Source organism: Tildeniella sp. (genome assembly GCF_059505325.1).
On the sequence record NZ_JCACKI010000064.1, the window covers coordinates 183,630 to 196,694 of the forward strand.

Below are 13,065 nucleotides of genomic sequence, written 5' to 3' on the forward strand. Positions count from 1 at the left end.
AAAGCGTGTCGCTCGATCGCTTAATTGACACTTACTTATTGGGCTTGAGCATTTTGGGGTTTTCCAGCAGAAGTGGTCTTACCACTAAAGTTCTGCCCGTATTGACCTGGCTGATTATAAGCATTTGCCGTGCCTCTACCGGGATGGTTAGGAACAAAACCCAATACAGGTAGCCGAAACTTGCCTAGTTCTGCTATGACTTGAGTCAACGTAGAGCGCTTTGTTTTTGCTACGCCAGCAACCATAAGCAGCCCATCAGACTGAGCAGCCAGGAAATTGGCATCAGAAAAGTCTGCAAGCGCTGATGTGTCGTAAATCACAAGGTCGAATTTAGCTTGCAGTTTTTGCATTAGTTCCTGCATCGCAGTTGAAGCCAGTAGCCTCCCCGATTCCGGCAAAGTCTGACCAGACGTTAGCACCGAGAGGTTGTGATCGATAGACGTGCGTTGAACGACTTGATCTAACTCTGACTTGCCTGAGAGCACCTCATTCAGTCCCAGCGAGTTTGGTAAACTGAAGAGCGCATGAATCTGGGGGGAGCGCAGATTAGTATCGACTAATAGAACTCGCTGTCCCATTGAGGCGGCTTCTCGTGCCAGATGGAGAGCAACAGTCGTTTTGCCATCACCAGACTCTGCAGAGCCAACGACGATGGAGCGCACCGATGGATTGGAACTCAGGAAGCGAATATTTGTGTAGAGCGAACTGAATGCTTTTGAAAAGGCATCAGATCGCGAAGCAGTCATCGCTGTAGTTTGGGTTAAACCAGTTCTGAAAGGAACAGTTGCTAGAAGCGGCAACTTCAACGCGCCTTCCATATCCTCTGCACTGTAGAACTGATTCCTAGCTTTCTCTTTCAGCAAAGCGGCTGCCAGTCCAAGCAACAAACAAGCACCCAAGCCAGCGATCAGGAATTTTGGTTCGATATTTGCAGATGGAATCGGATTGTTTTTACTATCTCGATCAATCGATGGAGCCGAAACAATCTCCCAGGGGACTTCTTTCTGTGCCGCTTCAATCCGCAGCGTTTCACGTTGCGTCAAAAATTGGTTGAGTGTCGTTCTAGCAAGATCCAATCGTTGGCTTAAGCCAGTGTACTGACGCACAACGACTGGAAACTCTTGCAGCTTTTGGTTGAGGAACGCCTGAGATTGAGCGATCGCCTGTCTACGTACCTGCAATTGCTGTGTGGTGTTTGCAGCGGTAACGAGCTGCTTGATCAGGTCAACCCGAAGCGCATTTTGAAATGCCAGAATGCGAGGGTCAAGAGCTACGTTAGAACCAGACAGCCCTAAATTCTTGCGGGCTTCCCTATCTAAGAACTGCTCTAACTTGGTTTGCTGTTCTGTTAAACCTCGAATGACTGGACTGTCGTCACTATACCGTGCGGACTTGGACGCAATCAGCGCCTGCACCTTTTTCAATTCAGCAATCTGAGTTTGATAACTGGTATTTTCGCTGAGAGAAGACGCTGCTAGTGCTTGCTCTGGTGTAATACCAAGCTGTGCCTGCAGGCGTGCGAAGAGTGCCTGCTGTTCTGCGAGGTTACGCTGCGTTTCTAGCTGCTGAGCCTGAACCCCTTGAGCCTGCGTAGAAAGTTGAGCACCTTCCGTCGTTGGATCAGCGATGCGATAACGCTGCTTTAGAGTTTGCAGTTCTCCTTCTAAGTCATTGACGCGGCGCTGTAGGCTGGGAAGTTGGTCTTCAATAAACTGCACACCACCACCAATGCGAGTTTTTCGGTCTTCAAGGCTATACCTCAAATACCCTCTGGCAAGTTCCTGTAGGATAAATTCTACTTTCTGAGGATCTTGTCCTTTGTACAAGACATCAATCACCTTCGTCGGGTCTGATGCATCAGACCCGAAGCGCTGTGCAGAGACTTCATAACGCTTAATGACCAGTGATTTGTTACTGGCAGCGGCTGCAAGCGAATTGGCTGTGACATCAGGATAACGACGTTGAATCTCTGTAGCAATCTTGGAGAGCAATTCAGGGCTTTGTAAGACCTGGATCAACGTCGGATAGTCAATGACATCGGGCTGTTGTGCGCCTGGACGTGAAATTGAAGCAGGGTCGGAAAGGCGAGCTTGAGAAGTGATTGGCTCTACTAAAAGCTGAAAATGCCCTTTATAGGTCCGCGTACCACTCAATGTTGAGTAGGCAACAAGAGCCGCACCAGCGACGGTAACCCCTGCAATGAGAAGAGCATTTCGCTGGATCATCCTAACTAGAGGCGACAGATCTAGCCCCTTTTGTCCAGGAGTAAAGTCTGCTGCTTCATCACCTAACATGCCATTTCCACGCGATCGCTCTTGGTCATTCAGTGATGAATCGTGAGTATATTGTTCAGCTTTCATGGTTTTTCTCTCTACCTCATTGACTCTGAGCATCAAAACTTTTGACCCTACCTAGGAGGCGTATCCAAAATTACCTGAAGATAGTAAACAGCCCTAACACACCGCCAAGTGGACCTAAGACAGTACTGACACCGTCGCCAATCTTAGCAAGCCCATTCCGGTTCACTACAACGACATCGTTGTTGCGTAAGGGAGGATTATTTTTTTCATCTAACTTTTGTGAAAAATCAACGGCAATGCTTCGTCGATCGACACTGCCGTCGGGATTGAGCCGAATCAACTCCACATCCTTCTTCGCCCGACCATTTCTAAACCCACCCGCAGCTAAGATTGCCTGGTTCAACGTCGTGTTGGGTTTGACAGCAACTGCTCCAGGGGTCGTGACCTCTCCGACAACATTAACCCTGATTGCGTCCGGGGAAAAATTGCTGTTGGCAATCTGAAGCGCCTCTGCTGTATCGACCTGAGTCGCCTTCGGAATCACGAGCGTATCACCATCACGCACCTGGACATCTTGAGTTAGATCGCCCGCGCTTAAAAACTTCCAGAGGTCGATCGTCAAAGTCTTGTCCCCGCCTAAACCTTGGGGACGGCGAATCTGAATCTGACGAATGTTAGCTTGCTCAGTAATACCCCCGGCAGCCTGAATTGCTTTGCTGACTGTGGGCCATTGACTGCCACTCTCAGTAGTGCCCTGCTGCTGCGTATTCAATCCACTCTGAGCTGCATTCGTTGTACTTACCGCAGATGTACTGGTGAGATTATTTGCAATAACATACGAGCCGGGACGGGTCACTTCACCAATCACACCGACTTTTAGAGTACGAGCGCCAATTAAGCTAACGGTGATAGTTGGGTTTTTGATAAACCTGCCGTACCTGGTCTTCAGCTGGTCAGACGCTTCTTTGAGCGTCAAGCCTGCGACGGGAATACTGCCAACCCAGGGTAAATTGACTGTCCCGTCTAGTAGCACTGGATAACGCGGCTCTAGAACAAGATCAGGTGTATCGTAGCTGTCGATTCTGAGTAGATCGCCCGCACCTAGGGTGTAAGCGGTTTCTGGCTGTACAGTATCAATTGGTTTCGGAGCGTTAACATCCGTTTGAGAAAGATTGGTTTGAGCAGGCGCTGTCTGTGCTGCTGTTGGCAAGGAGTAGCTTACTCCGACCAACACCAGTAGAGAAAAACCTGTGATCGAACGATTGATTCCCTTCATCGTGAAGTCTCTTAGTGAAAGGGGAGAGTGAAGATGCAAATTGCGTACAAGCGTGAGTGAGTGAAAAGCTAAGCGGCAAGTCGTTGGTTAACTTGCCTCCATAAACCTTCCTACTATAGCCTTGCAAACTCTATTAAAAGACCCAGTAATGAGCGCAGCATTTGACTGATGGTCGTTTCAGACCGTTTCAAAAATTTATTGCTCTTTGATGCGCGACCACTCGATCGACATTGACTGGTAGTAGATTCTTTAGCGAAAACACGCTTTATGCACCCTGAAGCAAGTAGCTCAACCTAATTATGGAGTGTTTGATCACCCCCTCTTCGTCGCTGACTGCTTGCTTTATCTAATATTTATAACTTTCCTCAATAAAGCAATGCAAATAGAAGAGCAAATAAAGTTTGGTTGATTGAATAATCGTAGGGCTTGAGTAGAAACTGAGTTTTTCGGCAAGGAGATACTGTTTGAGTGTCTAAGAGTGTCTAATTGTTGCAAACGACCGATTTCTAGCGTTGTTGAATGCAAGTATGATTTCCCTTATTCCCAACCCTTCTCCTTGAGGAGAAGGGAGCCAGAATCTAGTCCCCTCTCCCAACGGGAGAGAGTGAGGGGGGATTTGACCTTTCATACCTTTATTCAGCAACGACCGATTTCTCTCTGACCGTGCGTTAGTTGTGAGCCGTATTCATTCTGGTTCTACGGAATCAAATAAGACAGTTGATCGTAAGGTCAGTAAGGGGTTTACCTATAAGGCATGACCAGTGACAGGTAAACAAATCAGGCGTTTGAACATTAAGACTGGCGATCGCGGGCGCGTCTGGAAAGGGCAACAGTCGATCAAAATAAAGTGTGTCACCCTGCCAGCCAAACTGCATGAGGTAGACGGCTGGTGATGCATTGAGCGATCGCAGCAACCGCTGAGCTAAGGCATACAGTGGCTGCCGCTGCACGTCTGAAAGATGGATCGGCTGTTCGTAGGATGATCCTAGTGAATGCGTTGTCAGAGCTGTATTTGCCTTCACGCCAATGACTTCAGCATAGAGTGGTCCTTTGGCTGTAAGGACGATCGGCAGCCAGAAGGCACCTGCGCCTGTAGGGTATTGCCAGCACTCAAGCTGTTGACGTAGAGCGTCAGTGTTGCGGCAGGTGGTGTAAAGTGTCTGTGCTGTAAACGGTAACGTTTCGGGTAAGTTGAGGGTGAGAGGACAAAGCAAGCGATCGTCCAGTATCGCATCATCTGCCATTAGGTCGGACGAATCGATTATATCGACCGTCCGTGCTTCAGCATTGGACTCTCGTTCAGTTAAAATGGCTTGCTTTAGCGCCGATGCCATCTGAGTCGTTGTGGCTGAAGGAACATCGACGACAATGAGTACATCAGACATTGCAGTTTAAGCGTGCCCAAAACTGGGGAGAGAAGCGCTCATGTCTTTGGGAAAGCTGGGTAAATCGAGGTGCGTTTGACGGCGGGTTCTTACTGCCAGCCGATAGCTAACGCTTTGCAGTTCGGCGTGGAGCTGACGATTTTCGCGTTGGATTTGAGTTACTTTTTCACGAATGGGCACCATCCGCTCAGCAAATTTCTGCCGATAAATTTTGGGGAGTTCTTGAACGACTTGCTCCAACATACGGGAGCGATCGGTCAGTTCTTGAACCGACTGCCGTAACTGGTAAACTTCTGTATTGCGATCGGTAATCTGTTCCTGGTAGAACGTGACCTGCTGTTCGACACCTTGCAATTGTTCGCGTAGAGCACACACTTCGGACAAATGTCGTTCAGACACTTCTGGACTAGGCATAAAGCTGGCATTGCCTTTTACCAGGCGAAACAGCTCTTGAGATAGTTGCTGCACCAGGTTGTCGCGCATCTGTAGCTCTTCGCGGAGACGCGCAGTTTCAACTTGTATATCAGGCAGGGTTTGGTTCTCAGAATAAGTCACGTCTTTAGAACTCCATTTTCTATAACATCAGGCTGGCTCAAATGAGACTCCCAGCGACGAGGGGCAGAGGCGCGGCGAATCTCCCGCCAAATTGCAGTTGCAGCTAATGTACCATCTGCAACTGCAATTGATACCTGATTAAGCCCTTCTTTTAAATCGCCAATGGCAAAAAGTCGTGAGTGAGACGTTCGGCACATGGAATCCGTCACCAAGTTCTCACCGTTCCACTGTAAGTCCAGCGCTTTCAAATATTCATTGAAGTAGTGTGAACCCATAGCGACCAGCCCCGTTTCCAGATGTACCGTCGCACCATCGGCTAACGCGACCCCGGTCATTTCATGATTTTGCCCAAGGAATTTAGCGATCGGTGTTTCTACCAGCGGGTAGCCGTGCTCTTTGAGCTTCTGGCGCATTTCTGTGCCCACAGTGCATAAGCCTTGCGTAAAGACAGTGATATATGGGGTGAACCAGTTCAACACAAAGGCAGTGTTGATCGCCGCTTCGGTCTCTACAAATAGCCCACACTGTTTATCTGCAATCTCATAACCGTCACAAATCATGCAAACATGCAAGTTGTAGCCTGCGTAATCATAGACATTTTGCATGTCTTCGAGGTGGGGTAGGCGATCGATAATACCGCTTGCCGCCACCACATACTTACTGCGAAAAACAGGATAAACGCTGTCCTGCTTGCCCACTTTGACTTTGACGGCAAAGGTCTCACCTTCGTCATACACCGCTTCCACAAAACCAGCCAGGTAGTCAGCACCCAGTGAGAGAACGTGCTGTTGTCCTTGCTGCAACAATGTCCGTCCCGGCGTTTCGGGCGGCAAGCCCAGGTAATTTCGCAAATCTTGCATCCAGAACGATCGCCCCCGCCCTTTCTCAATGACGAGGCAAGAGAGACGATAGCGCTGCAAGTAAACTGCTGCTGCCAGTCCACCGGCACCGCCGCCTACAATAATGACATCGTAAACGTGCTCTAAACGCTGGTCTAGATTTTTCTTAGAGAGCTTCATGGGCTTGCTTTGACTGCACTTAAGACCAATGACGAGAGGCAAACATGAGCGTCTGCCTTCTCCAGTGTAAGCAGTTTACGATTTGGATCTCGAAGCTAGGCTTCTACAGCTTCTTTTTCGACTTCTGGGACTTCTTGCTTGATGGTGAGGAAGCGAATTACTTCTTCACTTAAACGCATCGCACGTTCCAGCGGTGCTACCTGGCTGCCGTTGCTTTGGTAGTTGATTTGAATGTAGATACCTTCACGGTGGTTTTGAATTTCGTAGGCGAGACGGCGTTTACCTCGATGCTGTGTTTCTAGAACATCGGCTCCGTTTTCGCGTAGGAGCGTTTGGTATTTTTCGATCGCCTGATCCACTGCTTCTTCATTCAGATCGGGTCGAAGAATGTACATCGTTTCGTAAAAATATTCCATGTCGAAGGTCTCCTTGTGGACTAGTGGCTTCGTGACACAATGGCGAACAATTTGGTGGAGGTGTTAGGTTACCTGCCGTTCATCGATCGCTTCGGTCTTCAGAAGCAAGGATTTACAATTCTATCGCTTTTGGGTTGCAAGTAGGTAGATCGGCGATTAGTTAAAAATTAACAGCTTTGGTGATGCATCGTCGATACCGCCATACCTGAAACTGTAGTGATAGGTTTAAACACACTCCTGTGAAGGGCAGAGTGGCTCGACCAAGCTGTCTACGCAAGTCAGAGTGTTTTCAAATTTTTCTCGGTCTGTGAGGAATCAGTTAAGTTATGGCACAGCGCTATGTCCGGGTTCAAACAGCAGACGGACAGATCTACTACGGTTTACTCCAACTTAGCCGAGAGGTGCATGTTTTAGATGCGCCTCCCTGGTTAAATGGGCAATTAACGGATTTAGAGTTGTCGGCTGAGAGCTACTCCATCCTCGCACCTTGTGCGCCATCAAAAGTGGTAGCGGTTGGCAAGAACTACGCCGATCATGCGGCAGAAATGGGTACGCCTGTGCCTGAAGAACCGCTGCTGTTCCTGAAGCCATCTACCAGCGTGATCGCTACAGATGGCATGATTCTGTATCCCTCTCAGTCGCAGCGTGTGGATTATGAGGGAGAACTAGCGCTGATTATCGGCGATCGCTGCGTCGATTGCACTCCCGAACAGGCACAAGGGAAAATCTGGGGTTACACGATCGCAAACGACGTGACTGCCCGCGATTTGCAACGCAAGGATGGGCAGTGGACACGCGCGAAAGGCTTTGACACGTTCTGTCCGTTAGGTCCCTGGATTGTGCGGGATGTTAGCTCAGGAGCGCGGCTACAAACCTTTGTCAACGATGATCCCAAACCTGTGCAGTCTGCTTTCATCGATCAAATGGTCTTCTCACCAGATGTCTTGGTATCTTACATCAGCCAAGCGATCACCTTGCTGCCAGGCGATGTGGTGCTGACTGGAACACCGGAAGGCGTGGGACCGCTCCAGGTGGGCGATCGTGTCCGAGTAGAGATTGAGGGTATCGGCTACTTAAACAACACGGTGGCTGTACGAGTGTCAGAATCGTCGTCAAGCCCTACCTGAACGTAAAAGGCACCCCTTTGCTGATGAGGTGCCTTTCGCTTTGTCCTTACGGCTCTGCTGCGTCGATCAACTGCTAGCGAACCTGAGTATATGCAGCGTCCGAGATGGTGGGGATCTCAGCATATCGTCCCAACGCAGACTGAACGACAGAATAGCCAGCAGCTGCAAGAGTTCCTAAAAAGACTGTATTGAAGAGCGTTTGAGTCAGTAAACCACCGCCTAAAATTGGTCCGAGAACGTACTGCCAAATAATGCCAAACAAGCTTAAAACGATGCTGATGAGAATTGCTTGCATAGCATTGAAACGAATGAAGTGATGGATGCCTTCGTTTCTGACGACGAGCAAGAACAGCGCAAAGAAAACGACAAAGGGGACAAAAGGAAAGTAGTAGATTTGAACAAGTGGAAACCGCATCAGCGCGCTCAAGTTGATGCCTAAAAATTCTCTAAGGAATGATTGACCGAATGGCAGAACATCCAGTAACGGAACTAAATAAACCAGGGAGGCAAAAATTCTATCCTGAGCCGTGTTAGACCCGCGCCAAGTCATGTTGCATTCTCCAGAAGTAGGGTGGTTTATTTATACTTTTCTACTGCTTAGGATAGCGCAGTTAGCGTAGGGATGCCCAGCTTTGAGGCGCGATCGATCATACTGTCCTGTCTTGGAGTAGGCGATCAACAATACCAACTAACCGATCAATGTTGCGTTCCTGCCGTTCTGCTGTTGCCGCCTGCCGTTCTGCTGCTTCTGCCTGCCGCTCTGCTGTTAACTTAATGTCCGCAAAGCCTTCAGTGAGATGACCAATTTGATCGGTTAGCGCATCAATTTTGTCCGTCAGTGCATCAATCTTATGATTATGCTGGCTAGAAGACTGCATCAGTGCAGTGGTTGTCTTGATTAGTTGGTCTAGCTGCTGCTGCGTCGTCGGGTTAGACATCTTAGCGGATGGTATGCACTGTCACTGAGAACAGATTATAGCCCTAGTTGACAAAAACTATCTCTGTAAAGCAGCCGCATGTGAACTGAATAGCGCGATCGCCGCGACCTTCATTCAGCGCCATCAACTCAGCAACCATCCAAGCGTGTCGCGCCCAGATACCTTGTCAAGTAAGGCGAAAAAACCTCGTAAATCAGCGTGAGGGGCTGTCCGCGATGCCAGAATAAGTAGTGGCGACCCCAGAGCGGACCCGATTGCCCAAATGCTTGCTCTAGCGCTGTCGAATGACCATAGCAGATACCCTGAACATCCCGATATAGTTCTGTACGTAACCGGGCAAGGCTTGCCCAAATGGGGAGCGATCGATTTTGCAGGTACTCATCCACATGACTGGCTTCCCACCAGGATGTAGCGTAGGCTAGGCGCTGCCCTGAAGCAGTTCGCAACCAGACCTGCCGCCGCAAGCGTGGACCCGGCACGACCTGAAGTTGGCTCGGTGCCTGATCGCCATCCATGCCGATCGCCGACATATCAATGACATCAACTTCTGTTGGCTCTCCGGTCAACAACTGTAAATGACGGGTTGGGGAACCATCGCCCAGCATGAGCATCTGCCAGGTAGGCGCTAGTTTGCTATGAGGTAAACCCTGCTGCACGATCGTTTCATCACCTTGCCAGATTGGGTTAAGAGGATGCCACGTCGCTGGCAGCGCAATATGCTCTGAAGACCTGACGGTTGTAGTCAACTTTCTTTACACAACTTAACCTCGCTACAATCATAGCGCTCTCGTTAGCAAAGTTCGTTTCTTGAGTCGGAGGGCGATCGGCTGACTGTTGCCTAGAGGAGACAGAAAGCCAGGGGGCGGCAGCGTTCAAATGACGCGTCTTCTTGTCCCCTACTCCTTATTCCCTTTCTTCCCAGGCTCTCATTTTTCCAGGATTCAGCAAGCCATAGGGATCGACCTGTTCTTTGAAGCGCAACTGCTCTGGATCAACGGTCTTTCTCCCCCCATCTTCTAGAACGTAGGTATGAGGATTGGCAATGAACGCACCGTTCGCTTCGTGGTAATGAATAATCTCGGCAAGACGCTCTGGAGTGGTATAGCGGACAATTTGCAGAGCAGCAGGAACGGCTTCGCCACCGATGCGAATAAACTCCAGGTGCATCATGACTTCATCACCAAAATGTTGATACATGTGCTCAACCAGCTTCATCTCTTTGTCTGGCGGAAACATCGTCTGGAGATAGGTCAAAGACGGATCAACGCTACGAGCGTGTAGTGTGGTGTGATTCCAGGAGTATTCAACTAAAGTGGTGCCTTTGCTGGCTTCTTGGGCGCTCTTCTGTAAGCAAACCGTGCCGCTGTATGCCTTTACCAGTTCGGCAAAGGGTTCTAGCGCTGATTCGGCAACCATGACCAGGGCACAGTGGCTACCAGCCGGAATGACGTTACGGAACGCGGCAAAATAGGTGGGGATGGGATCAGCGCAAATGCACGCGAGCTTTTTGATGATGCCGTCGCTATCGCTGAATGCCTGACCAAATCGAGCCGCCGTCATAAAGTCGGGAAAAGCAACGATCGCCTCTGCCCAGGCGTAGGCAGGCGCAAGCGGAATCTCCAGTTCGGTAATGATGCCGTTAGTGCCATAGGCATGAGCAACTTTGTAAACATCGTCGCCGCGTAGCTCAATCACACGGGGTTCGTCTTCCATGGTGACTACGCGCACTGCTAGAAGATTGCCGCGATCGCGAATTTGCCCATAGGTAATCGACCCGATGCCACCACTGCCACCTCCAATAAAGCCACCGATCGTCGCTGTGCGATAGGTTGAGGGCAGCATCCGCACTTCCCAACCACTGCTGCGAGTTTGCTTGTCCAACGCTGCCAGTTTGACCCCTGGTTCGACACATGCCAGCCCAGGCTTGACCCATTTGACCGCCTGCATCCGAGACAGATCAAGAATAATTCCACCTTGAAGCGGCACACACTGACCGTAGTTACCCGTCCCAGCGCCGCGCACCGTCAGCGGCAGCTTATGTTTGACGCAGGCAGCGGCAACCTGAATCACCTCTGCTTCACTGCTTGGGCGCACCACAAGATCGCCGCGCTTGTCGCTCAATAGCGGTTGCAGAATGGGGCTAAAGGTGTAGTAGTCCTGAGAAAGCTTGGTGATCTGGGTGAGATCAGTAATAATCTCCAATCCATTCAGTTCGGCAGCAAATTGCCCAAGATCTATAGGTAGCTTAGTTGCAGTCATAAGGATGTCAATAAATGCAAGAGACTTGATGGCTAAAGAACAAGACAAAACGATTAGCCAAGCGTCAGCATTACACAGATCCTTGGAGACGGGTGGTAGTGATAGTAGCGAAATGCGGTGAGAGGGTGAGGAAAAGGTTTGGGTTCTAAGCTACTTTAGCGTTCAGACGTGAGTCAATCGCTTTTCAGGTGTTAACTGATGACCGTGAATTCTAAGTTATCGCCCTCGAATGTACTGTACAAAGGCGATCGCCAACCAGCCTAAGAGTGCATAGACCACGATCGCAACCAAAACATTGAGGTCAAAGATATTTGAGCCACCCCCTGTTACAGGACTCACAAAAAGCGTAGAAAAAGGGGCAACAAACGGTTCGGAAATATCGTAGATAAACTGAGCAAAGGCGTTTTTGTTATTCGCTCCAGAGACACGTAAAATAAATCTTAAAGCTAAGAGGATTTCAAGCAGCCCAACAAAAAAGGAGATGCTATTAATGATCCACGCAAACGTCGTATTTCTTTTAGCCGACTCTAAACGTCCCTGCTCTTGTTGAAGTCGAAACGCCTCTTCCTCTCGCAGCAGTTCGCGTCTTCGCTCTAAATTATCCTGGTTATTCGGCTCCTGGTTCATCTCAGGTTCTCCTGGGTAAGCGCGTTTTAGTAGCGCTCATATTATAGAGTTGTCTATTGCTTTCTTGAGGCTTGTTGAGAAAAGTGTAGAATCGCCAAAAAGTCTTTCAAGACAGGCGCAAGGTTCATCTCATTGAGAACAGGTACGTGAACAAAGAGGCACCGACAGTTTAAGCCACGATCGCGAATGTATTTTAAGACTGCGTAGTAAAGGTGATTGCAAACAAACGTTCCAGCGTCATGACTCACTTCAGTAAACTCTAAACGTTTTACCAGTCGATCGACCGCAACCGCTGTTGAAAGCGCGTCCGTTTTGTGCCTGCCAGTTGACTCTACAGTGAGTAGCGATCGATGCTCAGCCATACCGCAGCAGATAACCAAATCCGGCTGCAAAACATCCATTTGAGCAATCACATATTGAGGCGCTAATTGAAAATCAACGGGCAATTTGCGCAGCAGGAACAGCTTGTCATGCCATGCAGCAAACAGATCCTGCTGAGCCATCGCTGTCATTAAATCGTCCGAAGCATTTGAGGTATGGTGCGCTTCCCAACAATCAAAAGACGTTAATAAAATTTTGTTGGTCATACGACCATTTGAGGTTTGACTGCATCAATTTTAGCTGTCTTTTTCAACCGCGCAGGCTGAGCAAATCTTGAGGAGATGCCAAAAGTTTGATTTTTGCCAGTAGTAATTTTTCTTCGGAATCCACAAGGAAGAGCCAAGAGACGTTGACTGAAAACAACGGTGTTTGCACCTTGCCAGCGACCTCTATTTCGGTGTAGCCGCTGTCTAACAGCTTCACTGTGCCTTCACGAGGCTGCAAGCTGAAGCCCTTTGCCTCCGCCTGCAAGTAGGATGCGATCGCGTCAGTCCCCACCACCGCTTGCTCAAACGGTGGCTGCATCTCCCCATCAACCGCAAAGAGTTGACCTGTTGCCTGGAACGCCCCTTCGTTGAGGGTTTCAAAGTAGCGTAAAATCACTGGCTCGTTCACACCCGCGATCGTCAGAGTAGGAGACGCTGTCACGTGAGGCTGAGCAGTGGGAGCTGGACTTTTCATATGAATAGATGGATAACGACGATCGCACACTAACTACTCTTTAGAATACGCAGAGCAGCCAACAAAAAGTGTGCCTCTTGAGAGAGATTACACCACGATTC

At 49.3% G+C, this 13,065-nt stretch carries 14 protein-coding genes; 1 reads left to right on the top strand and 13 read right to left on the bottom strand.

Annotated elements, in window-relative coordinates; translation table 11 throughout:
* Positions 1 to 35: 35 nt before the first annotated feature.
* The 6 genes from AC5JO6_RS22055 to rpsF all read right to left on the bottom strand — a co-directional run bounded on the left by AC5JO6_RS22055 (position 36) and on the right by rpsF (position 6,951).
* Positions 36 to 2,360 carry a GumC family protein gene (locus AC5JO6_RS22055; protein ID WP_496083186.1) on the bottom strand — a complete coding sequence of 775 codons (2,325 nt, stop codon included), beginning with the start codon at positions 2,358 to 2,360 and terminating at the stop codon, positions 36 to 38.
* Positions 2,361 to 2,430: 70 nt separating this feature from the next.
* Positions 2,431 to 3,576 carry a polysaccharide biosynthesis/export family protein gene (locus tag AC5JO6_RS22060; RefSeq protein ID WP_496083187.1) on the bottom strand — a complete coding sequence of 382 codons (1,146 nt, stop codon included), beginning with the start codon at positions 3,574 to 3,576 and terminating at the stop codon, positions 2,431 to 2,433.
* 704 nt (positions 3,577 to 4,280) lie between these two features.
* On the bottom strand, positions 4,281 to 4,961 hold the full coding sequence (locus AC5JO6_RS22065; protein ID WP_496083188.1) for a hypothetical protein: 681 nt from the start codon (positions 4,959 to 4,961) through the stop codon (positions 4,281 to 4,283).
* Between the two features lie 6 nt (positions 4,962 to 4,967).
* Entirely contained in the window at positions 4,968 to 5,516 is a 549-nt protein-coding gene (locus tag AC5JO6_RS22070; RefSeq protein ID WP_496083189.1) for an Npun_F5560 family protein, read from the bottom strand.
* Entirely contained in the window at positions 5,513 to 6,535 is a 1,023-nt protein-coding gene (locus AC5JO6_RS22075; RefSeq protein WP_496083190.1) for an NAD(P)/FAD-dependent oxidoreductase, read from the bottom strand. Before AC5JO6_RS22075 ends, AC5JO6_RS22070 begins: the two co-directional genes overlap by 4 nt.
* A gap of 95 nt (positions 6,536 to 6,630) precedes the next feature.
* Entirely contained in the window at positions 6,631 to 6,951 is a 321-nt protein-coding gene (rpsF, locus tag AC5JO6_RS22080; RefSeq protein ID WP_496083191.1) for a 30S ribosomal protein S6, read from the bottom strand.
* Positions 6,952 to 7,277: 326 nt separating this feature from the next.
* On the opposite strand from rpsF, the gene AC5JO6_RS22085 reads away from it, so the two are divergent.
* The gene (locus AC5JO6_RS22085) at positions 7,278 to 8,078 is read left to right on the top strand and encodes a fumarylacetoacetate hydrolase family protein (protein WP_496083192.1); all 801 of its coding nucleotides are present in this window, start codon (positions 7,278 to 7,280) and stop codon (positions 8,076 to 8,078) included.
* 73 nt (positions 8,079 to 8,151) lie between these two features.
* Here AC5JO6_RS22085 and AC5JO6_RS22090 read toward each other — a convergent pair whose 3' ends face one another.
* From AC5JO6_RS22090 to AC5JO6_RS22120, 7 genes are all read right to left on the bottom strand, one after another.
* Complete coding sequence (locus AC5JO6_RS22090; protein WP_496083193.1) at positions 8,152 to 8,628, bottom strand: Tic20 family protein; 477 nt, start codon at positions 8,626 to 8,628, stop codon at positions 8,152 to 8,154.
* 97 nt (positions 8,629 to 8,725) lie between these two features.
* Positions 8,726 to 9,016 carry a hypothetical protein gene (locus tag AC5JO6_RS22095; RefSeq protein ID WP_496083194.1) on the bottom strand — a complete coding sequence of 97 codons (291 nt, stop codon included), beginning with the start codon at positions 9,014 to 9,016 and terminating at the stop codon, positions 8,726 to 8,728.
* A 128-nt stretch (positions 9,017 to 9,144) separates the two neighbouring features.
* On the bottom strand, positions 9,145 to 9,762 hold the full coding sequence (locus tag AC5JO6_RS22100) for a chorismate lyase (RefSeq protein ID WP_496083195.1): 618 nt from the start codon (positions 9,760 to 9,762) through the stop codon (positions 9,145 to 9,147).
* 157 nt (positions 9,763 to 9,919) lie between these two features.
* Complete coding sequence (locus AC5JO6_RS22105) at positions 9,920 to 11,275, bottom strand: FAD-binding oxidoreductase (protein WP_496083196.1); 1,356 nt, start codon at positions 11,273 to 11,275, stop codon at positions 9,920 to 9,922.
* Between the two features lie 216 nt (positions 11,276 to 11,491).
* A complete protein-coding gene (locus tag AC5JO6_RS22110; protein ID WP_496083197.1) occupies positions 11,492 to 11,902 on the bottom strand; it encodes a YggT family protein in 411 nt (136 codons plus the stop codon).
* Between the two features lie 53 nt (positions 11,903 to 11,955).
* Positions 11,956 to 12,489 (bottom strand): pyroglutamyl-peptidase I family protein, encoded by a 534-nt coding sequence (locus tag AC5JO6_RS22115; protein WP_496083198.1) that lies wholly within the window; start codon positions 12,487 to 12,489, stop codon positions 11,956 to 11,958.
* A gap of 43 nt (positions 12,490 to 12,532) precedes the next feature.
* Positions 12,533 to 12,964, bottom strand: a complete 432-nt coding sequence (locus tag AC5JO6_RS22120; RefSeq protein WP_496083199.1) for a ketosteroid isomerase family protein — start codon at positions 12,962 to 12,964, stop codon at positions 12,533 to 12,535.
* Positions 12,965 to 13,065 lie beyond the last annotated feature (101 nt).